The organism is Flavisolibacter tropicus, assembly GCF_001644645.1.
In the GTDB taxonomy this organism is placed as follows: Bacteria; Bacteroidota; Bacteroidia; order Chitinophagales; family Chitinophagaceae; genus Flavisolibacter; species Flavisolibacter tropicus.
The window spans coordinates 5,870,979-5,894,119 of sequence record NZ_CP011390.1; the positions used below are offsets into that span (position 1 = coordinate 5,870,979).

Sequence of the window (23,141 nt, forward strand, 5' to 3'; positions counted from 1 at the left end):
ATCGAAAACTCTAAACAATGAATAAACTAAAACATATACTGGTGCTTCTGCTGTCTTCCTGCCTGTTGCTAATGGCCTGCATGAAAGACGAAGGGAACTACAACTATCAAAATTCAAGTTCTTATTTTGTGGACACCACTTCGGTGCCCCGAACTATAGTGATCAAGCAAAACGATGTGGTGACCATCACGCCGGCTAATACGACAGCTGCTAATGGGCTCAACCTTTCTTATGAGTGGAAGTTGGTACAGGCCAGTTTTGCCGCCGATCCAGCCACCGGCACCTACTTCGAAAAGAAGATAGGTACGGAAAAGAACCTAACCTACAAGGTAACAGAGACTCCGGCCGATTATATCCTGATCCTTTATGTGACCGATAAGGGCCACGGAAATATTACGCAAATGATCAAAGTGCCTTTCAATGTCAGCTCCTACGCCTCACAGGGATGGATGGTGCTACACGGTGGTGCTGCAGGCAGCGATATTAGTATTGTGGTGAACAGTAAGATGAACACCTTGCTACCAGCCTCGACCGATTATGTGCAGGCCAATGTATTTTCTGAAACCAACGGCAAAAAGATCGAAGGCGAAGGCGCGGCCTTGAACTACGTAGGTCAGCACTGGGTAGATGTATATACTAAAACCAATATGGGCGGCTACCGGGCCAGTGGTAATGACCTTCGCATACTGAACACTTACAGCGATATGTTCATTAGCCCCATGCAGGCCAGTGACATCCAGTTCCAGGGCTATGGATTGTGGAGCTATAACCAACTTCTGGTTAACAAAGGCGACCTGTATTTTATTCCCCAGCCTACACCTAACACCTACAACAAATTTGGCGTGAAGTGCTTCGGCGAGGACTATGTAGCATCACCCTACATTGCTACTATTATGCTGGGTTCCTACTATGGGGTGATTTATGATACCAAGAATAAGCGCTTCCTGTATATCGATTTCCAGCGGACAGTAAAGCCGTTTAAAGCACCCGGTGCTACGGCTGCCTTTAACATGACTAACGTAGGTAAGGAAATGGTCTATGCTGAGCATGGCTTCGACTCGCGCTGGTTCTGTGTAATGCAAAATGATGCTGCTCCCTCCAGCCGCGAGCTGTTTGTCTGTAAGTTCAATGTAGCGGACGACGGTAACCGTGCCGTGGCTCGCTATAACATCAGTGCGGCTACCGAACTGGCAAATGCCAAATACTTTGCTTTTGGCAACCGTGGCAATATCATGTATTATGCTACCGATACTAAGATCTATCAGAACGATTATGCCGGTAGCCTGGCCTCAACAGAGCGATTAAACCTGGCAACTAACTACCCTGGCTACGTGATCACCAGCATGAAAGTGTTCAAGGTGACCAATCACGCCAACGATGGAAAGATCCTGTACGTGGCCCTGTACAACCCTTCCAATCAGCAGGGTGTTGTGCTGCAGATCGATATCGATGAGGTAAGCGGTGTGTTTAAAACTACAAAGGCTTATACCGGGTTTGGCCAGGTCTATGGCATGAACTATAAAGCCAAATAATATCTAATTAAGTCTCATAGAAGGATGTCGGCCCTTTGGGGCCAGACTCCTTTCATTTTCAATATTTAAACATAAAACAAGAATGAAACGGATAAAATGGCTCTGCACGTTGGCAAGTCTCCTGGTGTTCCAAGGGCAGCTACTGGCAACAGAAATAAATTGTGCGGTTAACGGCCAGATCAATGGCCTCGGGAAAGATGTGACATTAACAGTAGTGCAGCGTTCAGGAGAACATGGCTCCCAGACAGTGAAAACGACGAAAACAAAAGAGAAAGGGGAGTTTTCCTTTACGCTACCTGCTACGCTATTTAACCAGATGCTGGAAATACGCGTTGAAGGCGTACGCTACGCGATCTCATTTTTTGCCGAAAAAGGTATGGTGCAAATTACCAGCGATAAAAACAAGCTGTATGTAGCTGATATTAAAGGCACTGCCGAAAACGAACGCTGGGATGCATACCAAAAATACGCTTTGGCCATTACCCTCAAGAGAAATAGCCTGAATATGAATATGGGCTCAACCAGCAAAGAAGAACGCATCCGTTTGTTCACTGAGTTGGATGCGCAGCAAAAGCACTTCGAAGATTCGATCATTCAACACTATCCCAACTCGGTCGTAGCCCTGTACCTGGCTAAAGTACCGTTGCCTATGCTAAAGTACTACCAGATCGATTCGCTGCTTACCCACTTCAAGCCTTATTTCGCTACGCACAACTATTACTTGGCAATGAAGAAGCAGGCCGATGTATTGCGCAAAGTGGCGCCGGGCGCTATGGCACCAGATTTTACAGTGGTTCAACCGGACGGCGTTACAAAAATTTCCTTGTCTTCTTTAAGAGGGAAATACGTAATGCTGGATTTCTGGGCTTCCTGGTGTGTGCCCTGCCGTGCTGAAAATGTACATACCAAAGAACTATATGAAAAATATCATCCTTATGGATTGGAGATTCTTTCCTTTTCTCTGGATTCCGACCGGGACGCCTGGAAAAAAGCTGTAGAAAAAGATGGCTTGGTATGGCACAATGCTTCAGACCTGGTAGGAGGTAAATTATCTCCAGTGGCACAGAAGTATGGTATTGATGGTTTGCCGGCTGTTTGGATCATTGATCCCAAGGGTAAAATCGTTGCGGAAGGCGTTAGAGGAGAGAGCTTGGATAAATTACTATCATCCCTGTTTGTTCATTAATATAAACTTCGGCTGCGGTTATGCTGGGTACGTTCAGGCATAACCGCTTTTTTAAAGCCATATAGCCAGGAAGTAGATCCTGCCTGATTTCTAAACGATCGAATAAAATTTAATTATGTTGAAGAAGTCCATTATAAAATGGTCATTGCTCTTTATTTACATGCTATGCTGTTCTGCCCAGTTAAGAGCTGATGATGGGATGTGGCTGCTGGCACTGTTGAAGCAATACAATGCAAAGGAATTGAAGGCAATGGGATTGAACATTCCTATTGAAAAACTTACCGGTGAAAGCGAAGATGCACTGAGTGAAGCTGTAATAGGTTTTGATAAAGGGTGCACCGGTTCAATTATTTCCAGCACCGGATTGATCTTAACCAACTATCATTGTTCTTATAGTGCAATCCAGCAGTATGTTGGTCCAGATAATGATATTTTTAATACGGGTTTTTGGGCCAATGCGGCCGAACAGGAATTACCAGTCAGAGGACTTTCCATCACGATTAATAAAAAGATCCTGGATATAACAGATGAAGTAAATAGCCAGGTTACTAATAAAAATTCATCTGCCAATAACATGCGAAGTGTATTGGCAGCGGAAACAAAAAAGTACCAACAGAAATACCCGCAATACAATGTATTGATCAAACCCTATAAGAATAACAGTGTCTTTATATTGTACCTGCAGCAACAGTTCAGTGATGTGCGTCTGGTGGGCGTTCCTCCAAAGAATGTAGCCAAGTTTGGAGGGGAGACCGACAATTGGATGTGGCCACGTCAAAGCGCTGACTTTGCTTTCTTCAGGGTCTATGGAGATAAGAACGGGGCACCGGCTACCTATTCAAAATCCAATCTGCCCCTGACAGTAAAGGCTTATCTCCATATATCAAAAGAGGGATATAAGAAGGGGGATTTTGCTATGTCTATGGGCTACCCGGCCCAGTCCAACCGAGAAGCCACATCCTACCAGGTATGGGATAAGGCTCAGACCTTAAATAGCCCACTGATTGCGGTGCGCAAACTGCGTCAGGCTGTTTTAGAAGATGAAATGAATAAGAGTCCTCAGATCAAACAGCTCTATTTTGAGAAATATGCTACTTCAGCCAACTATTACAAAAACGCGGTGGGCATGAATGCCTGGATTGACAAATTACACGTTCTATCTAAGAAAGAAGCTTTTGAAAGGGAATGGATGAATTGGGTAATGCAGGATGAAACCAAAAAGTTAACTTATGCTACAACCTTCCATGATCTGAAAATAGCATTGGAAACGAACGCTAAATATAAGCGGGCACTAACTTATTATTCTGAGAGCTTTTCGACCGCTTGTGAAGTAATCCAATTCATTAGTGCTTTTGGCAACGCATTTAAAACCTATACAGACGAAGTTAAAAAGAGACCTTCCCTGTCAAAAGATCTTTTAAGTAATACCAGGTATTACTACAAAGGTTTTAATATGGATGTTGATAAACGTGTGACCAAAGAAATTCTAAAGCTTTTGAATGATAGTTTGCCGCCAGACCTTTTGCCGGATATATATACGGTAAAAAACCTTCAGTCCGCAGCAACTATTGATCAATATGTGGAGGATATATACCGCACTTCTATTTTTTGTGATTCGGTTAAGTTGAAAAACTGGTTGAAGAATCCATCCGGAACTTTGGAGAAGGACCCCTTAATGCAATTAAGTAAGTCAATCCAAAATAAGCAGTGGGAACTATTTCAAACCTCCCAATCCAATACAGACAAAGCTAATAGGATTATTTACGCTTATTACAACAGTGTTTCTGATTTTAAAGCAGGTCGGTACTACCCTGATGCTGATAGAACCATCCGGCTGTCTTACGGTACAATTTCGGATCTGAAAGTGGATGATAAAACCATTCCTTACCAAACTACTCTAAATAGTTTGATAGCAAAGGCTGACACAGTCAATAAGGACTACCTGTTAAATAAAAAACTACAGGATATCTGGAAAACCAAAGACTATGGGTCTTATGCCTTAAATGGAGATATGCCTGTTTGTTTTATTACCAATGGTGATGTGACTGGTGGAAATTCAGGAAGCCCTATGATGAATGCAGAAGGAAAGATCATCGGCCTGGTATTCGACTGCAACTGGGAATCCATGACAAGGGAGTTTAACTATGAGGCAAATCTGCATAAAGTGATTTGTGTGGATGTACGTTATATAATGTTAGTCACACAAAAGTTTTCTGGATCCAATAGGGTCATTAGTGAGATAGAAAAGGCCAATGAAGGATAACAGGATGATAAAAGAAATAAATGGTCAAAACACATTGGCTCTTTCATTGATACGGATGTGCCTGTTAGAAGAGCTGTCACACTATTCGTTTTTAGTATCTGCCTCAGCAATTATTGTTAAGTCAGGGCTAATTGAGTTGATAAAATCTTAAACGCATAAAATTTTAAAATGAAAAAACTAGCATTATTATTAATGATGCCCACTTTTATTCTAACCCGGGCGTCCGCACAGGAATTCAAAATGGATGGTAGGCTGAACTCTTTTAAGCCTATTGAAAAAATCTACTTTACTTACAACAACGGGGAAGGTTCCATTTTCGACAGTATACAGGTAAAAAATGGTGTTTTTCAAATAAAAGGAAAATTAGCAGAGCCTGTTATAGCTTTTATGTCGATCAAATATGTACTTAATGCAGGAGAAACAGCTACTGACGATTTTTTGCAGTTCTATTTAGAACCTGCAAAGATTAATTTGACTGCCACTTCCTCTTTAAAGAACGCAAAGATTACCGGTTCAAAAGGCCAGCCCGATTTTGAAAGAATAAAGAAGAAGGAAAAAGAATACAATCAAAGTTTGGAAAAAGCGCAGAATAATTATGCCGCTGCCCGCAGAGCCGGAGACAAGAACGAAATGGAAAAGTTAGAAGCGGATATGGACCAGATTAAACAGGCCTATGCCGAGAATGTTTACGCAGACTTCCTTAAGAAAAACCCTCAAACACCAATAGGCTTATATCTTGTAAGTATGTACAGGAGTTTTAGACACGATCCAGACAAGACAGAAGCATTATTTAAAAAATTGCCTGCTAACCTTCAGCAGTATCCATCTGGTGTCGCCCTAAAGGATAGAATAAAAGTTGACCAAAACACATCGATTGGCCGTTATGCTATGGACTTTACACAAAACGACACATCGGGAAATCCTGTTTCACTTTCTTCTTTTAAGGGCAAGTATGTGTTGGTTGACTTCTGGGCCAGCTGGTGCAAACCCTGCCGGGCAGAAAACCCCAATCTCGTAAAAGCCTATAACAAATACAAGGATAAAAACTTTACGATCCTAGGTGTCTCCCTTGATGCCCCAGAAGGCAAAGGCAGGTGGATAAAAGCTATTCATGATGATGGCCTAACCTGGAATCATGTAAGTGACCTGAAGTTTTGGAAAAATGAAGTGGCTGTCCAGTACGGTATCAATTCCGTGCCCCAAAACCTATTGATAGATCCACAAGGGAAAATTGTGGCTAAAAATTTAAGAGGCGAGGCACTTGAAGAAAAATTAACAGAGCTGATCAAACTTTAATACAAAAGTAAAAGTCTAAAAGGCCGTCGATATTAACCGACGGCCTTTTAGACTTAAGAAAGTTTAGCTTGAAATCAAATGGATAAAGTACTTCTATTTGTTAATAAAGTCCAGTGGAAGCCGGTTTGGTAAGTTTTTTTGCCTCGTTGGTGTAATTCTTTTTATCTGTTTTAAAAATGCAAGTTGCTTTGAATAGTAAAGGAGTAAAAATCTTCCAAGGGTTCTTGAAAAATATTTCTAATTGGGATGGGGTAAAATTTCCTATCCAGTGATCTTAAATAAATCAAACGCTCTAATATGAAAAAGTTAATTGCTTTAAGCTTTTGTCTTGCAATTCTGAATATAGTAAGCGCCCAGGTAAAAGATCCTGTGGCATGGAGTTTTACTTCTAAGAAAATAAATGAAACAACCTACGAGGTGAGCTTGACTGCTACGCTACAAAAAAGCTGGCACCTGTATTCCCAGACAACACCAGAAGGTGGGCCTTTTCCTACAGCCATCAACTTTGCTAAAAATCCATTGCTCTCTTTAGATGGTGATATAAAAGAAGTGGGCAAACTAGAGCAAAAGAATGAGCCCTTATTTGGTGTAGATGTAAAGCAATTTTCCAACACAGTGTCGTTTGTGCAGGTAGTAAAAGTGAAAGGCAAAGCAAAAACATTTTTGAGCGGTAGTCTTGAATTCATGACCTGTAATAACCAGGAGTGTTTGCCTCCTCAAACAAAGAAGTTTTCCATTGCCCTTAAGTAATTTCTCCCGTTCCAATGAAAAAGTTTCTTTGTTGTAGTTTGTGTCTGTGCTTGCTGTTTCTTAGCATTTGTCTTCATGCAAATGATTCTACAGACCTAAAGTGGAATTTTGACCAACAGCGGATCAATGAAAAAGAAGTCCTGCTGACCATCAAAGCCTCTGTACCGAGTGGTGTAAAACTTTATGGATTACAAAAGTCGGAGAATGATGCCCTTTACTCCACCATAACGTTTGATTCGGCTGCTAAAAAGTATTTAGCCAATACGGTTACTGAAAAAGGAAGTGCCCGCACTGAGAAGGATCCTTCCCTGGATGCTACGGTAACTTATTTTGCAGACTCTGTACTTTGGCAACAGAAAGTACTGGCCGGTACTACGGATAGTGTTTTATTGAAAGGAGCCGTGAGCTATATGTATAAAAAAGGGGAGGAGTACCTGCCCGGAGAACACCCGTTCAAATTTTACATTCAGCCCGAAGTTTCTTCCAAACAAACTGATTCTGTAACAGCCACAAACGATATTGCTAATCAATCCTTAGGCTGGATCTTTTTGATTGGGTTTCTAAATGGGTTGGGCGCCCTGCTGACACCTTGTGTGTTTTCCATGATTCCTATTACCGTTTCGTTTTTTACCAAGCGGAGTCAAACCAAGGCCCAAGGCAAAGTGAATGCCTTTATGTACTCGGCCTCTATCATTGCCATCTTTACCTTTATTGGCTTTTTAATTACCCTGATCTGGGGGGCGGCAGCCTTAAACAACCTGGCTACCAACTGGGTGGCCAACCTGGTGTTCTTTGCCCTGTTTTTGCTGTTTGGCATCTCGTTCTTAGGGGCCTTTGAAATAACATTGCCCAGCGCCTGGACCAATAAAGCCGATTCGAAAGCCAATACCGGCAGTTTTGTGGGCATCTTTTTTATGGCCTTAGTGCTGGTGCTGGTATCTTTTTCTTGTACTGGGCCCTTCATTGGTAACCTGTTGCCTATTATTGGCAAGGGTGGCTACTTTGGACCGCTGGTTGGATTCTTTAGTTTTTCCCTTGCACTTGCCCTTCCTTTTTCCCTATTTGCCTTTTTCCCTTCTAAACTTAATGTACTTGGAAAAGCGGGCGGTTGGCTCAATGCGGTAAAAGTTACGATGGGGTTTGTGGAGTTGGCCCTTGCGTTGAAATTCCTCTCCAATGCCGATTTAGCTAAGGGCTGGCGCTTATTGGATAGAGAAATCTTTATTGCTCTGTGGGTAGTGATCTTTATTTTACTGGGAGTATACCTGTTGGGTAAACTCAAGTTTCATCATGATGATGAATTGCCTAAAAACGATTTTGGTCTGCCGTATGTAAGTGTTACCCGGCTATTACTCGCTATTACAGCTATTTCGTTTTCTGTTTATATGATCCCTGGCTTATGGGGTGCACCTCTGAAAGGAATCAGTGCGTTTGTTCCTCCAATGGGAACACAGGATTTCATCGCCTCTCCTGCAGCATCAAAGCCTGGTGCTGGTAGTAGTACAGTTAGTAACCAAGATGAACTGCCGCATCCTAACAAATATTATGACAAGATGCATATTTATGAACCGGAAACGGTAACCAAATATGGCATGGTCACCTATTTCGATTACCAGGAAGCTTTGGAAGTGTCTCGCAAATTAAAAAAGCCCTTGTTGCTGGATTTTACCGGGGTGAATTGTGTGAACTGTAGAAAGATGGAAGGCCAGGTATGGAGCGATCCGGAAGTAATGCGTCGCTTAAAAGAAGACTTTGTGGTGGTGTCTCTTTATGTGGATGTGCACAACATTGAGTTGCCCCAAGGAGAACAATACTTTTCCAAGGCTTTAGACAAGCAGGTGGAAACTTTAGGCGACCGCAATGTTGATCTGCAGGTTTCACGCTTTGGCTCCAACACACAGCCCTATTATTTCTTTGTGGACGACAAGGAAGCAAAGCTGGCTGATCAGGGCTATGGCTATGATCCCAGTATTCCAAAGTTTATTGAACTGTTGGATAAAGTAAAAGCAGAATACAATAAAAGAAAGGCTTGATCATTCAATACTGGTTCCGATAATGAATGAAAGATATTGGCCGTTCAGGCTTTAAAAATGTGCATTTGGTGTTTTTTCTCATCGTGTAAAAAAGGGTTTGTTTCTACTTACCCTTTCTTTTATTTAAGCATACGAATGCGCAAATAAATTTATGACATTAATCAGCCTAAAGTAGTATCCAACAATATAGATTCGCCTAATTGAAATTAAACCAATGCAAGAATTATACAAAGAGCAATTACAGCTGTTTTTAAATAGGATCAAACAACGCTCTCAAAACTTTATCGGATACCCTGCATCGGTAGATTATGATTATAAGGAATTATTTCCCTTTTTGGATTATTCCTTAAATAATGTAGGAGATCCGTTTGTGGAGTCCAATTGTGATATGGATTCCAAAAAGTTTGAGCGTGAAGTATTGAACTTTTTTGCCGATCAATTTCATGCACCCAAGAACAATTGGTGGGGCTATGTTACCAATGGTGGTTCAGAGGGAAATTTATATGCCTTGTATCTGGCCAGGGAATTATACCCGAATGGTATGGTGTATTACTCCGAATCAACCCATTACAGTGTACAAAAGAACATTCACTTACTGAACATGGACAGCATCGTGATCCGCACCGATTATAAAGGAGAGATGGATTACGACGATCTGAAAGAAATGATTCAGTTACAACGGCACCGACCTGTGATCATTTTGGCCAACATTGGAACCACCATGACAGAGGCAAAAGATAATGTGCCTTTAATAAAAGATATTCTGAAGAGATTGGCTATTAAAAGCTCTTACATTCATTGCGATGCCGCGTTAGCAGGAACATATCTTTCCTTATTAGGTCAAGGCTCTTTTGACTTTTCCTATGGTGCCGATAGCATTGCCATTAGCGGGCATAAATTTATTGGTTCACCTATACCTTGTGGTGTGGTGTTAGTCAAAAAATCATATAAGGATAGAATTGGACGTTCCATTCCTTATATCGGAACACTAGACACAACTATCTCAGGCTCCCGTAATGGAATAACACCACTCTTTTTATGGTATACCATTCAAAAGCTGGGAAGGCAGGGATTGTTAGAAAGAGCAGAAAATTGTCTGACCGTAGCAGACTATGCCTTGCAACTTTTAGAAGAGGCTGGAATCAATGCCTGGCGCAACGAAAATGCTTTAACCGTGGTATTTCCTCAACCCAATGAACATATCTGCAAGAAATGGCAGCTAGCAAGTGAAAATGAGATGTCGCATCTTATCTGTATGCCTGGCGTAACGAAATCACACATTGATGCCTTTGTAAATGATTTAGTTCAGCAGCAAGATGAAAAGTGCCCAGACTTGGAATCACAATTAAACTAAGGCAAGATAAATAACGGGCTTCCAAAAGAAGCTCGTTTTCTTTTTAATTTGGAGTCAGAAACAAAGGACGACTGTCGTGGTAATTAGTGAAATTTGTGAATTTGTGTCATTCGTTTAATTCGTGTATACTATTCAATATTCAAGTTGTAATTATTGACATAATCAACCAGGGCTGCTGCATTGCTTAGGTTTAACTTTTTCAGGATTTTGGTGCGATGCACATTTACTGTCGACAAAGTAATGCCTAGTTTTCTTCCTATTTCTTTTGAAGAAAGGCCCTCCTTAACAGCTTCAACAATTTGAAATTCTCTTTTTGAAAGTTGGGTGATCTTGACGCTTTTCCCTTTACCTTCAATTAATTGCAGTGTGATATTGTCTTTTATTTCATGGCAAATGTATCTTCTGCCTTCGCTTATTTCTCCAAGTGCTATGAACAATTCACGAAGCGGTGAACTTTTGGTCATATAGCCAAGTGCTCCTTTTTTTAAAAGCTGACGCGCATAAGTTGGTTCCGTGTGCATGGATAATACTAATATGTGGGTAGTAGGGGAGCATTTTCGAATAATATCTACAGCCTCTGTGCCACTTAGATCGGGCATATTAATATCCATGATAAAAATATTGGGATGGGCTTTCTCTGCAATTTCAATAGCCTGGTTCATACTGGCACAGCAGTCAATAACTTCATAAAGTTGATGTGTAAATAGAATTTGTCTTAATGAGTCTCTAAACAAAATATGATCATCTGCAATTAAGATCGTCTTTTTCTTCATGTTGAATGCTTGTTGGATGGCTGCTTTCGTATTAGTTTTTGTTGAACTAATGAGCTTAGGAGAAAATCAAATCAAATAAAGGAGTCTTTCTGATGTGTTACCATAAATCAAACTATGATTGGTTTGTAGAATTCGTGCGACACTCGTACTTTTATTAGGTGGGGATGCTGATCTTATTGAAATAACTGTACTATGAAATTTTTAATTGTAGACGATCATAAGATAATAAGGGACGGCCTTAAGCAAATACTGTCAAAGAGCTTCCCTTTCTCCATTTGTGATGAGGGGGAAAATGCTGAAGATGTCTTTGGCAAGCTAAAGGAGTCGTCTTATGATGTTGTTATTTGCGATTTGTCAATGCCCGGTAGAAGTGGGTTAGATGTAGTTGAACAAATCAAGCTAACTCACCCAGATATGCCAATACTTATTTTAAGTATGCATCCAGAGGAGCAGTATGCCTTGAGAGCGTTAAAAGCGGGCGCATGGGGCTATTTAAACAAAACGGGAGGTGCTGATATTTTAATAGAAGCTATCAAACGTGTATTGCAAGGCCGAAAATTTATTCCCGCTTCTGTGGCAGAGCAATTAACCTTGAGTCTAAGTTCTCCATACCATAGTTTGCATGAAGCTTTATCCAATCGCGAGTTTCATATATTTAAGCTGATTGCAGAGGGTAAATCTATTTCAGAGATATCAGACTTATTGTCCCTTGGTTCTACTACCATAAGCACGCATCGGGCACGACTTTTAAAAAAACTGCATTTAAGAACAAATGCAGACCTGACAAAGTATGCTCTTCAGCATAATCTTCTATAGTGCTTATTTCTTGTAGTAAGAAGTCTACAAGTAAATAGTGCGTTCTACTATTGTTACCATTTCTTATCATTAGTTTCTTTATGGTAGAATTCATTTTTACCCCTAGTAAGTCCAAATAAGTTTTTGAAAAACCTTTAGTAATGTTGGTTATTGTTAACCATCATTTAACCACGACTTACCTTATAGAAACAAATAGTCCGATTGTTAGCCTCCTGAACTCTAATGGTCAAAGTGTGTGCAAGCCAAACCTATTGCAATCAATAAATAAGCATCATTTTGATCGAAATGTGACTATTCTACTAAATCATGGATCTGAAAAGCAAAATCTATAGTCTAAATCCTGTAATAATTTTAGGAGCTATTGCCTATTTCTTCTTCAGTTCTTGTAATGGACTTGCATCCAACAATGCTGATTATGCTCCCAGTTATTCGACAAAGCATCTAAGCAAGAAAATACTGTTTTTTGGCGTTGTCAATCCTGCTTACTATGAAAAGTTAGATCCTTTAATTAAATACCTGAATAAACATTTGACAGACGTACAGGTTCAAACTGTTGCTGGAAGTAATTTTGACGCCTATTTGGAAAAGCTTGATAAGAGATATTACGACTTTACATTAATAAATGGGATGAAGGCGCTTGAATGCGAAAAAAATGGATATGCAATTGTAGGCAAGGAAGACAATGATGAGAATTATCGTGGTGTGATTTTAGTAAACCGCGATTCAATGGTAAATCATTTCGCTGATCTTAAAGGTAAGACAATCGCATCGCCCGGTAAGCAAGCTTTAGCCGGTAGTATGATGCCCTTGTATTTTCTGCATACTAATGGCATAAACGTTAATAAAGACATTCGTATTAGCTATCATTCTTCGTTTGAATCAGCGATACTCAGTGTTTATCTTGGAAAAAGTACCGCTGCTATGTCCTGGCTTGCCAATTGGAAAGAGTTTGTTAGCAAACGTCCAGAAATTGAATCGAAGGTTGTTATAAAGTGGCAAACATTTCCTTTAATGAATGTGGCACTGCTTTTTCGAAATGATATGGATGCGAAAATAGCAGCCGAAATAAAAAAACTGATTTTTAACTTACAGAATAGTAAGGAGGGTATGGAAGTGTTGAAAGAAATAAATGCCACCAAGTTTGTTCCGGCTAACACCAGGAATTATCAGACCTTAAATGAGTTTGTGAAAAAGTATCATGCTGCCATACATCTCGATTAACTAATCCGCTGCCTAACAAATACCATGTTGAAAAACCTTTGGCCTGCTAAGATTCGAACCCAGTTGATATTAGGAATTGCATTAGTCCATTTAGGAATGATGGCGTTTTTTGTATTTGACATGGTCGAGCGACAGCGCACATTCTTGAAAAAGCAAAATCATGATCAGACAGTTAGTCTTGTAAGTGATTTTGCCGTTAACGCTAATTCGTTCATTGTTTCAAATGATTTTGACAGACTTGAACGTTTGGTGCGCTCTCATGGCAACTTCCCAAATTTGAAATATGCCATGATCTTGTCTCCGGACGGATTGGTGTTAGCGCATACCAATACCGCTTTTGTGGGCTTAAATGTTTCAGACAGTATTAGTCTTAGATTAAGAAATGTACGCCAAACGCAAACGCTAATTGAAAACAATCGAATTCTGGATATTGCAGTTCCTATCTTACAGAATAGGAACATAGTTGGCTGGGCAAGAGTAGGAGTAGGGCAAGAATACATTTATGATAATCTCTTTATAATCCTTCGAAATGGTATTTTGTATATAGTACTGGCTCTAGTAATAGGGTCATTTTTTGCTTTTTTAATTGGAAGAAAGTTGAGTAACGGGCTTTACAAGCTTATTGACGTCACTAAGAAAATTAAAAATGGCGATCGTAATGTGAGAGTTGCAGGGTCTAATAGTTTTGAAATTGACGAACTAGGGATGGCCTTAAACCAGATGCTGGATGAGATAAGTACCAATGAAAGATTGCTTTCAAAAATGTTGGAGAATATGCCTGTTGGTGTGTGGATCATCAATGAAAAAGGAGATATTGTTTCTGCAAATGCCGCAGCCAAAGAAATTTGGGGCGGTGCAATATATGGGGCTATAGAAGTATATAGCGAGTACAAAGCCTGGAATACAGTAACCCACCGGCGCATACAACCAAATGAATGGGGAGCTACTATTGCTCTTGAAAAAGGGATCCCCGTTTTAAACCAGGAAATAGCGATTGAAGGGTTTGACAAAAGCCGAAAGATTCTCCTGAACTCCGCCATTCCACTGACGGATAGCAATGGTAAAATAAATGGGGCTATTGCAATCAATGTTGATATTACTGAAGAAAAAGAAAATACGGCCAAGTTAAAAGAACGGGAAGGTCAGCTCCGCATTTTTGTAGAACATAGCCCTGCATCGCTGGCAATGTTTGATGCCGAAATGAACTATATGGTAGTTAGCCGCCGATGGTTAATGGATTATGGGTTGAAAGAAAAGGAGGTAATTGGCAGGTGCCATTACGATGTATTTCCAAATGTGCCAGAACGCTGGAAACAGATTCACCAGCGTTGCCTTACAGGTACTATTGAGAAATGCGAAGAAGATACCGTTATTGGAAAGAATGGCGCTTTGGAATGGATCAAATGGGAAATACATCCCTGGTGTAAAGCTTCAGGTGAGATAGGTGGTATAATCATGCTAACCGAAGTGATAACAGAGAAAAAAGAAACAGACCTACGCTTTAAAAACCTGGTAGAAAAAGCCCTGATCGGTATCTGGATCATACAAAATGAACGATTTGTATACGTTAATCCTCGTTTGGCAGAAAAGCTTGGCTATACTGATGATGAATTACTGCAAATGGATAGTATCTATTCGGTAATATACCATAAGGATATAGAACTTGTCAAAGCAAAATTGCAGTTGCGATTAGAGGGCGAAACTGAAAATACTCAATATGAAATAAGATGCAGAAGAAAAGATGGTAAGATCATCTGGGTAGAAGTAAATGGCTCTGAAACACTCTTTATGGGTGCAAAAGCTGTTATTGGCGTTATGAAAAATATCACGGAGCGGAAGGAATTTGAATCGCTGATCTTACACGAGAAAAAACTGTCAGAAACGATTATTAACGGCTTGCCTGGCATTTTCTATATGGCTGATAAAGAAGGCCGCTTAATTCGCTGGAATAAGAATTTCGAAACCATTTCTGGCTATACTCATAGGGAGGTAGGGCAGATGTATGCTACCGATTTTGTAGAGATAAGTGAAATTGATCTTGCTTTAAGTATACGACAAGAAGCCTTTCTCAGAGGTAAAGCCAGTGTAGAGATGCCGATTTTGACAAAACAAAAGCACCGGCTGATCTTTTATATAACGTTTATGCCAGTATTATATAATGACGAACAGTATATACTTGGTATCGGGATTGATTTTACGGAAAAGAAAAAAACGGAAAGAGCACTATTAAAAAAGAACTGGGAGAATAACGAGCGGGTGAAAGAGTTAAGATGTTTGTATAAGTTGTCTGAATTGTCTTATTCAAAACAGCTTGCCATTGAAGATATAATGATAGAATGTGTCGCTATTATTCCGCCAGCATACCAATATCCTGATATTACCTATGTTAAATTAGAATTTGGGGATAAAAGTTTTAAATCACAAAAATTCTTTGAAACAGAATGGAAGCAGGAGGCTAGCATTTCAATTAAAGGAAACAAGATCGGCAAGTTAAGCGTCTATTATTCAGAAGAGCGCCCTGTTTTTGACGAAGGGCCATTCTTGAATGAAGAGCGATACCTGATTACTTCAATAGCGGAGATTCTAAGTAATGCCATTGAAAGAAAGATGGCAGAGGGTGAAGTGCTTAAATTAAATAGACTCTACCAGTTTACGAGTAATATCAATGAAATGATGCTTAGAGCAGCCGATGATGAAACCATATTTGCTGAGGCTTGTCAAATTGCTATTGATCATGGAGGGTTTCAAATGGCATGGGTTGGATTATATAATGAGGTATTAGATTCCATAACCCCAGTTGCCTGGGCTGGGAATGAAAACGGTTTTTTAGAGGCTAAGAATTATAAATCACTTCCAGTATCTACGGCCACAACTCCTGTGGCGCGTGCCATACGAAGTAGAAAGCCATACTGTTTCAATAATGTTTCAAATAATCCTGGGGTTGCTGATTTAAGAGAATTGATGCTGGAACGAAATTACCAATCAGGGATATCGTTGCCCATTCTTGTAAATGGCAAAGTCGTAGCAGCATTCATTATTATGATGTCCGAATCCAATTTTTTCAATGAAACAGAAATCAAACTGCTGCAAAAAGTAACAGATAATATTGCTTACGCGCTTGATAAGGTAAGAATTAAACATTTGCAGGTAAAATCTGAAGCAGAATTAAGAGAAAGTGAAGAGAAGTTTAGGCGTTTGGTTGAAGAGTCGTTGGTAGGTGTATTCATACTGCATCAGGAGAAGTTCATGTATGTCAATCTACAGTTTGAAAAAATATCCGGTTATTCTAAAGAGCAGCTACTAAAAAATTTAAGATTTGATAACCTGGTTCACAATGATGATTTGCAAAGAGTATGGGCAAAATATAAAAACAGGTTCAATGGGCCAAAGGTTGCCGATCATTACCTACTAAAGGCTAAGCATCGTAATGGATCGGTAGTGCATGTAGAACTGATTGTTTCAACCATAAACTATCAGGGCGAACTAGCTGTGTTAGGAACGATCATTGACATTACACAAAAGGTTGAGGAGGAAATGAGAATTAATAAGGCCGTTACGCACATGCAAGAAATGGAGCGCCAGGAAATAGGCATGGAGCTGCATGATAATGTGAAACAGATACTGGCTGCTTCTTTATTGAACATGGATTATGCCCAAATGTGTATGGATGATCCTGAAATGGCAGTGGGTGTTATTGAAAAGGCTAAAAAGTATATGGGCGAAGCGATCCATGAGCTAAGACGCATTTCACATCAATTAGCACCCTCTATTGATTCTACATTATTGTTAGAGGAAAAGATATGGTCGTTGATCAGCACTATGAATGTAGCAAATAGCTTAAAAGTAAACTTGCAAATTGATGCATTTCCAAAATCGCTGGATAATGACTTGCAGTTAGCTATTTATAGAATTATACAGGAGCAATTTAGTAACATTCTAAAATATGCGAAAGCATCTGAAGCTACAATTAGTGTTACTGAGTCCAATAGTCAAATCATCATGACGATAAAAGACAATGGGCAAGGCTTTGATATAGAAAGCAAAAAAATAGGTATTGGTTTGGAGAATATCAGAAGAAGAGCGCAGGTTTATAATGGTAAAGTTACCATCGATTCTTCTGTCGGAAATGGCTGTGAGTTGAAGGTAAGTATTCCACAACTTAACTAGTTGTTTATAGTCCTATTGATTGGATTCGACGCGAGAATTTTTGAATCCAGTAGAAAGTAAATTCAGTAAAGATCATCGTTAAGGCAAAACGAGTAGTCATTTAGACTACTCGTTTTTTATTTTGAGTATTGAAAGTAAACAGCAAATAGCAGTAATTCTACTGGTAAAATAATGGGTGTGCAAAGGAGTGCTGCATCTATTTCTCGTGCTATGAAGTTGGCGGCGGCTGATCTTATTCTTATATTAGGCCTTCACACTATCATTTATGAATTTGCGACTCCCATTATTTACGGGTGCTTTTGTAGTACTATTAGGTACTAACATACAAGCACAAGTGGCTTCTAACATTAAGACACAAACATATTTTTCAGATCCTGCCTTGTCGCCCGATGGAAAGGAACTAGCCTTTGTTTCAGGTGGCGATATCTGGACAGCTGCTGCCATAGGCGGTGAAGCTCGGTTATTAGTATCGCACCCCGCTATGGAATCACGCCCTATGTATTCGCCCGATGGTAAAAAGTTGGCCTTTGTCTCTACCCGCTCTGGCAACGGCGATATCTACATTCTGGATATGGGAACAGGGGTGGTGACAAGGTTAACGTTTGATGACGGCAATGAGGAACTAAGCGCTTGGTCGAAAGATGGGCAGTACATTTACTTTTCCTCTACCAGCCAGGATATTGCCGGTATGCGTGATGTGTTTCGTGTAAAGGTTACTGGTGGCACCCCCATGATTGTTTCTGGTGATCGCTATGTCAATGAATATTTTGCTACTCCTTCTCCTGATGGCAAAACAATAGCCTTATCTGCTCGGGGCTTTGGATCGCACCAGTGGTGGCGCCAGGGGCGTAGTCATCTGGATGAATCCGAGATATGGTTGTTGAATGAAAAAGAGGGCAAGTATACGCGTGTGGCCGAAAAAGGCGCCCGTCAGTTGTGGCCGATGTGGAGTACCGATGGTAAAACATTGTACTATGTATCGGATCGCGATGGACAACAAAACCTTTGGATGCAGCCGGTAGGTGGTACTGCCAGCAAACTGACAACCTTTACCAAAGGAAGGGTACTGTGGCCTTCAATAGCCGCAAATGGCAATACGATCGTTTTTGAGCGAGATTTTGCCATTTGGAAATATGATCTGAACACTAAAGAAGCTAAGCCAATTGCACTTAGTTTGAGAGGAGCTCCGGCAGGGGTTGCTGTAGAACAGGTGCGATTGAACAGTGGCTTTAGCAACCTGGAACTTTCTCCGGACGGAAAAAAACTGGCCTTTGTAGCGCACGGAGATGTATTTGTGGCCGGCACTAAAGATGGCGGCGATGCCACTCGTGTTACCAATACAGCAGGAATGGAGTCTGAGTTAGTATGGACGAAAAACAGTAACGCTGTTATCTATGTATCGGATCGGGATAACCAGACCAATATTTACCAATACCATTTTCTTACAGGAAAGGAGACACAGTTGACCAAAGCCATGGGTGATGAGGGAGGGCTGACCCTTTCTGTCGATGGCAAAAAGCTAGCATTTATCCGTAACCGAAACGAGCTTCATGTTTTAGACCTGGTTACACAAAAAGACGTGTTGCTGACCAAGGGCAACTTTAATTTTTCCCCTATAGGTTCTGGGGGTACGTTGAGCTGGTCTCCTAATGGACAATGGATTGCTTTTGCTAGTTATGGTCAAAAGTCGTTACGTAACATTAGCGTAGTATCGGCCCAAGGTGGTGAGGAGCATCCTGTGAGCTTCCTTGCGAATGTATTTGGCGGTGAAGTATTGTGGGGCCGCGATGGTAAGTCAATTTTATTTATCACAGGACAACGTACTGAGAATAGTTCAGTTGCCCGTGTCGATCTGCAGCCGCGCCAGCCTCGTTTCCGTGAGGATCAGTTTAGAGACCTCTTTACAGAACCACAACCATTAACAACTACTCCAACACCAGCAGTCAAATCTGACCCTGTTATCGATTCAATGAGCAGTGTTACCAAGCAAGTTGATGGCATTGTATGGGAAGGTATAAGACAACGCCTAAGTCTTTTACCTTTAGGTGTAGATGTGCAAAGTATTGATCTAAGTAAAGATGGCAATACACTGGTATTGACAGCAAACATTGGTGGTCAATCCAACCTGTTTACTTATTCATTGGATGAATTGTCGCGTGAGGCTCCCGTATTGAAGCAAGTAACTTTCAGTTCTGGTTTTAAGAGTAATGTACAATTGTCTGCAGATGGTAAAGAGGTTTACTTTTTAGAAAGCGGACGTATACAATCAGTGAATCTTGATACAAAAAACGTAAAACCAGTTGCCGTCACAGCGGAAATGGCTGTTGATTTCAACAAGGAGAAATTAGAAGTGTTCCGTCAGGCATGGGAATTACAGAATGATGGTTTCTATGATGATAAATTTCATGGTGCGGATTGGCAGGCTGTGAAGCGGACCTATGAGCCATTGGCCGCAGGAGCGCAAACCCCAGATGAATTACGCCGTATCCTAAACCTTATGGTAGGAGAGCTTAATGCCTCACATTCCGGAGTGTCAGGCTCTACGCCACTTGCTTTCCAGGTGGGGCGCCTTGGTTTGCGTTTTGACCGGAGCGTATATGAGAAAGAGGGCAAACTGCTGGTCAGTGAAGTAGTAGCACTTAGCCCGGCCGCATTAGCTGGAAGTATAAAGCCGGGGGACTATTTGTTGGCAGTAGATGGAGTTAGTTTAAATAGCAACGTCAGCCTGGAACAACAACTTGAAAATAAAGTGGGAAAAAGGGTTGTGTTGCGCGTAAGTAGTGGCAGTAACAATAGGGATGTAGTTGTAAAACCGGTAAGCCAGCCCGTAGAAAAAGGGTTGCTATATAAGCAATGGGTACAGCAAAACCGGGAATATGTAGCTAAGGCTAGTGGAGGCAAGCTGGGATATGTGCACATGTTTGATATGGGGCAAGGGTCGCTGGACCAATTGTACCTGGATATGGATGCCGAAAACCACGCACGAGAAGGTGTAGTAGTAGATATCCGCAATAACAATGGTGGTTTTGTAAATGCTTATGCGCTAGATGTTTTATCACGCAAAGGGTATATGACCATGACCGTTAGAGGCCTGCCACCGGCGCCTGCCCGCACACAATTAGGACAGCGGGCGCTTGATGCACCTACCATTCTGGTAACGAACCAGCACTCCCTTTCCGACGCAGAAGATTTCTCAGAAGGATATCGTTCCTTAGGTTTGGGAAAAGTAGTAGGAGAGCCTACGGCTGGCTGGATCATTTATACTTCCAACATAACGCTGTTTGATGGTACCGTTGTACGCCTGCCCTTTATTAAGATCACAGATAATAAAGGGAAAAATATGGAGTTGGCACCACGCCCTGTAGATATACCTGTATCTAATACTTTAGGTGAGAAAGGTCGTGACCAGCAACTGGATACTGCAGTGAAAGAATTACTGTTGCAGGTTGAAAAGAAAAGTTAGTCAACCTATTTTAAACAAAAATGCCTGTAGATCATCTACAGGCGTTTTTGTTTAAGGTGTATAGCTGCACAATATTAAAAAAGAATTTGATTTTTTGTAGAAGAGTAATGGTATTTCAAAGCCTTTTATTTATTCTAATAACTGGAAGAAAAAGCGGCGGAGTTAATGAATAATAAGAGTCGGTTAAAGAATATGATGTCAATTACTTAATATGCATTTCTTCTACCTCTGACCAATTTTCTGGTATTCCATTCTTCATAAAATGGGAGGCATTTGCCATAAAAAAAACTGCAGTTAAATCATTGCTGTTGCCTTCTATTACCTTTTGAAAGTGACCGTACGCCTTGTCAAAATCTTTATGTAAGTAATGCAGCATGCCTTGGTTAAAAGAAACGAGTGATGCTGTCTTTTTTTTGATTTCTTCAGTAGTATCTCCACTAAAACATTCATGAATACCAATTGGCACTTGTTTGCCTTTTAATTGAACTTTTCCAAGATAACGGAACTGAAACTCCTTTTGATGATTCATTTGTTGTAAAGAATCTTCACTAATAATAATTTTCCCTTTATAATGTTTTGTAAGACTTTCTAATCGCGATGCTGTATTCACGGTATCAGCTATGGTTGTGGCATCCATTCGATCATGATCGCCAGTAATACCCATGATAAGAGGACCGGTATGCATTCCTATTCCAATATGAATAAGTGTTTCGTTATTTAGTTGTCGTTTCCTGTTGAATTCTTGTATTGTTTTTTGCATTTCAATAGCAGCGGCAAGTGCATCTGAGGCATTACCCGGGAATATAGCCATTATGGCATCACCCAGGTATTGGTTTATAAAACCATTGTGTTCATTAATGATCGGTCCCATTAATTTATTGAAAGAGCAAACGAAACTAAAGTTTTCTTCAGGAGTCATTTGTTCTGCAAGCGTAGTGTAGTCGCGGATATCAGAAAAAAGAACAGTTACAATTTTTTCAACATGATCACCAAGTCTCACATCGGTAATTACACTACAGCCCAATGATTTGATGAATTCAAAAGGAACAAATTTTTCTGTGGCCTTGTAAATGCTACGCATTGTTTCTTCCCTTTCTTTTGCTTCACGGATATTTTTCTCATACAGTAACGCGCTTTCTATGGCAGATGAAGATTGCAACGCTAGTGTGGTAAGGAGTTTTAAGTCCGCTGCGGTATAATGAATAGGGGTAATGTTGGCTAGTATAATGGCGCCCATTATGCGGTGCTTTACTTTTAGGGCAGCATATAAAAGGGATTGGATAGGTTGCAAAAGTATACCGGTTTCTATTAATGCAATGGTATCACTAACGATCTCCGATCGCCCACTAGATACCATTTTAAATATTAAACTTAGATTAGTATTTATTTTTTCTTCACTGAATAATTTATCTCCCGATGAAGCCAATATTTGTAGTTGGTTGCTTTTTTCATTCCACAATAGAACGGCTCCATTATCAGATCTGATCACGCGACTGGCTTCATTCAGCGTTGTTTGAGCAATAGCTAGAGGGTCAATAGTTGTTGCCAGCTGTTCTGAAAAATTGAAGATCAGGTTGACTTCTTGATAGAGGTTTAAAATTTCACTACCAAGTTTTCTTTTCTCAGCTTCCATTTGTAAGAGATGTGAAAGGAACTCGCTAATTACTGTTGCTTTTTCATTGCCTTTGACCCAACCGAATACTTCATTTTCTATTGTGATTGGGTATTGAACATTGGCAGGTGCCGTACTATCACCAAACAATAAATTGCCATTTTCATCTTCTACTTTTACGCTCGTTTTCAATTGCTCGACCAAGGAGGAAAGAAGTATAGAAACATCATTCTTTTTGCTAATTATATTTTTAAGAGTTAACCTGGCCATGTTATTGCATAAAAGGGCTATTACAAAAGTGCTAACACTTCTTTGGCTTTATTTAATACAATTTCAGGATCAAATGGTTTGGTCATATATAGGTCTGCGCCAACTTCCTGGCCTTTTTGTTTATCTAATTCCTGGCCTTTGGCTGTAAGCAGTATTATAAAGACCTTTTCTAAGCCTAATTCCTTTTTTACACGGCTGCAGACTTCCATACCATTCATTTTAGGCATCATTACATCCAGGAAAACCAGTTGTGGCTCTTCCTCCTGAATGATTTGTAATGCCTGCTCACCGTTTTCTGCAGTAAAAAAATCTACTCCTTCATCCTCCAGTTCTTCCAATGTTTGCTCAATGAGCATGCGTATATGCGCTTCGTCATCAACTATTAATATTTTTTGTTCCATCTTA

The 23,141-nt window shown here is 40.4% G+C and carries 14 protein-coding genes; 11 read left to right on the forward strand and 3 right to left on the reverse strand.

What is annotated here, in order from left to right; genetic code table 11:
- Window positions 1-17: 17 nt before the first annotated feature.
- From SY85_RS24805 to SY85_RS24835, 7 genes are all read left to right on the forward strand, one after another.
- Window positions 18-1,532: a PKD-like family lipoprotein gene (locus tag SY85_RS24805; RefSeq protein WP_066409078.1), complete on the forward strand. Its 1,515-nt coding sequence runs from the start codon at window positions 18-20 to the stop codon at window positions 1,530-1,532.
- A gap of 82 nt (window positions 1,533-1,614) precedes the next feature.
- Window positions 1,615-2,718 (forward strand): TlpA disulfide reductase family protein, encoded by a 1,104-nt coding sequence (locus SY85_RS24810; RefSeq protein WP_066409080.1) that lies wholly within the window; start codon window positions 1,615-1,617, stop codon window positions 2,716-2,718.
- Between the two features lie 115 nt (window positions 2,719-2,833).
- Entirely contained in the window at window positions 2,834-4,981 is a 2,148-nt protein-coding gene (locus SY85_RS24815) for a S46 family peptidase (RefSeq protein WP_066409086.1), read from the forward strand.
- A gap of 168 nt (window positions 4,982-5,149) precedes the next feature.
- Entirely contained in the window at window positions 5,150-6,277 is a 1,128-nt protein-coding gene (locus tag SY85_RS24820; protein ID WP_066409089.1) for a TlpA disulfide reductase family protein, read from the forward strand.
- 297 nt (window positions 6,278-6,574) lie between these two features.
- Entirely contained in the window at window positions 6,575-7,027 is a 453-nt protein-coding gene (locus SY85_RS24825) for a protein-disulfide reductase DsbD domain-containing protein (protein WP_066409091.1), read from the forward strand.
- Window positions 7,028-7,041: 14 nt separating this feature from the next.
- On the forward strand, window positions 7,042-9,060 hold the full coding sequence (locus SY85_RS24830) for a protein-disulfide reductase DsbD family protein (protein WP_066409093.1): 2,019 nt from the start codon (window positions 7,042-7,044) through the stop codon (window positions 9,058-9,060).
- A gap of 214 nt (window positions 9,061-9,274) precedes the next feature.
- Complete coding sequence (locus SY85_RS24835) at window positions 9,275-10,414, forward strand: histidine decarboxylase (RefSeq protein ID WP_066409095.1); 1,140 nt, start codon at window positions 9,275-9,277, stop codon at window positions 10,412-10,414.
- 128 nt (window positions 10,415-10,542) lie between these two features.
- On the opposite strand, the gene SY85_RS24840 is transcribed toward SY85_RS24835, so the two are convergent.
- The gene (locus tag SY85_RS24840; RefSeq protein WP_066409096.1) at window positions 10,543-11,187 is read right to left on the reverse strand and encodes a response regulator transcription factor; all 645 of its coding nucleotides are present in this window, start codon (window positions 11,185-11,187) and stop codon (window positions 10,543-10,545) included.
- Between the two features lie 192 nt (window positions 11,188-11,379).
- On the opposite strand from SY85_RS24840, the gene SY85_RS24845 reads away from it, so the two are divergent.
- The 4 genes from SY85_RS24845 to SY85_RS24860 all read left to right on the forward strand — a co-directional run bounded on the left by SY85_RS24845 (window position 11,380) and on the right by SY85_RS24860 (window position 20,854).
- On the forward strand, window positions 11,380-12,003 hold the full coding sequence (locus tag SY85_RS24845) for a response regulator (protein WP_066409097.1): 624 nt from the start codon (window positions 11,380-11,382) through the stop codon (window positions 12,001-12,003).
- Between the two features lie 306 nt (window positions 12,004-12,309).
- Window positions 12,310-13,224: a phosphate/phosphite/phosphonate ABC transporter substrate-binding protein gene (locus SY85_RS24850; protein WP_066409100.1), complete on the forward strand. Its 915-nt coding sequence runs from the start codon at window positions 12,310-12,312 to the stop codon at window positions 13,222-13,224.
- Window positions 13,225-13,248: 24 nt separating this feature from the next.
- Complete coding sequence (locus SY85_RS24855; protein WP_066409102.1) at window positions 13,249-17,391, forward strand: PAS domain S-box protein; 4,143 nt, start codon at window positions 13,249-13,251, stop codon at window positions 17,389-17,391.
- Between the two features lie 265 nt (window positions 17,392-17,656).
- A complete protein-coding gene (locus tag SY85_RS24860; RefSeq protein ID WP_082886693.1) occupies window positions 17,657-20,854 on the forward strand; it encodes a S41 family peptidase in 3,198 nt (1,065 codons plus the stop codon).
- 202 nt (window positions 20,855-21,056) lie between these two features.
- Here the strand turns inward: SY85_RS24860 and SY85_RS24865 are convergent, their stop codons facing one another.
- Together SY85_RS24865 and SY85_RS24870 are read right to left on the reverse strand one after the other, a co-directional pair.
- Window positions 21,057-22,736 (reverse strand): adenylate/guanylate cyclase domain-containing protein, encoded by a 1,680-nt coding sequence (locus tag SY85_RS24865; RefSeq protein WP_066409105.1) that lies wholly within the window; start codon window positions 22,734-22,736, stop codon window positions 21,057-21,059.
- Window positions 22,737-22,756: 20 nt separating this feature from the next.
- Window positions 22,757-23,137: a response regulator transcription factor gene (locus SY85_RS24870; RefSeq protein ID WP_066409108.1), complete on the reverse strand. Its 381-nt coding sequence runs from the start codon at window positions 23,135-23,137 to the stop codon at window positions 22,757-22,759.
- Between the last annotated feature and the right edge of the window lie 4 nt (window positions 23,138-23,141).

Coding starts and splice junctions, on each gene's coding strand:
- SY85_RS24810 (WP_066409080.1), top strand. CDS start 1,615: ATGAAACGGATAAAATGGCTCTGCACGTTGGCAAGTCTCCTGGTGTTC.
- SY85_RS24830 (WP_066409093.1), top strand. CDS start 7,042: ATGAAAAAGTTTCTTTGTTGTAGTTTGTGTCTGTGCTTGCTGTTTCTT.
- SY85_RS24820 (WP_066409089.1), top strand. CDS start 5,150: ATGAAAAAACTAGCATTATTATTAATGATGCCCACTTTTATTCTAACC.
- SY85_RS24845 (WP_066409097.1), top strand. CDS start 11,380: ATGAAATTTTTAATTGTAGACGATCATAAGATAATAAGGGACGGCCTT.
- SY85_RS24850 (WP_066409100.1), top strand. CDS start 12,310: ATGGATCTGAAAAGCAAAATCTATAGTCTAAATCCTGTAATAATTTTA.
- SY85_RS24835 (WP_066409095.1), top strand. CDS start 9,275: ATGCAAGAATTATACAAAGAGCAATTACAGCTGTTTTTAAATAGGATC.
- SY85_RS24855 (WP_066409102.1), top strand. CDS start 13,249: ATGTTGAAAAACCTTTGGCCTGCTAAGATTCGAACCCAGTTGATATTA.
- SY85_RS24870 (WP_066409108.1), bottom strand. CDS start 23,137: ATGGAACAAAAAATATTAATAGTTGATGACGAAGCGCATATACGCATG.
- SY85_RS24815 (WP_066409086.1), top strand. CDS start 2,834: ATGTTGAAGAAGTCCATTATAAAATGGTCATTGCTCTTTATTTACATG.
- SY85_RS24865 (WP_066409105.1), bottom strand. CDS start 22,736: ATGGCCAGGTTAACTCTTAAAAATATAATTAGCAAAAAGAATGATGTT.
- SY85_RS24805 (WP_066409078.1), top strand. CDS start 18: ATGAATAAACTAAAACATATACTGGTGCTTCTGCTGTCTTCCTGCCTG.
- SY85_RS24860 (WP_082886693.1), top strand. CDS start 17,657: ATGAATTTGCGACTCCCATTATTTACGGGTGCTTTTGTAGTACTATTA.
- SY85_RS24840 (WP_066409096.1), bottom strand. CDS start 11,187: ATGAAGAAAAAGACGATCTTAATTGCAGATGATCATATTTTGTTTAGA.
- SY85_RS24825 (WP_066409091.1), top strand. CDS start 6,575: ATGAAAAAGTTAATTGCTTTAAGCTTTTGTCTTGCAATTCTGAATATA.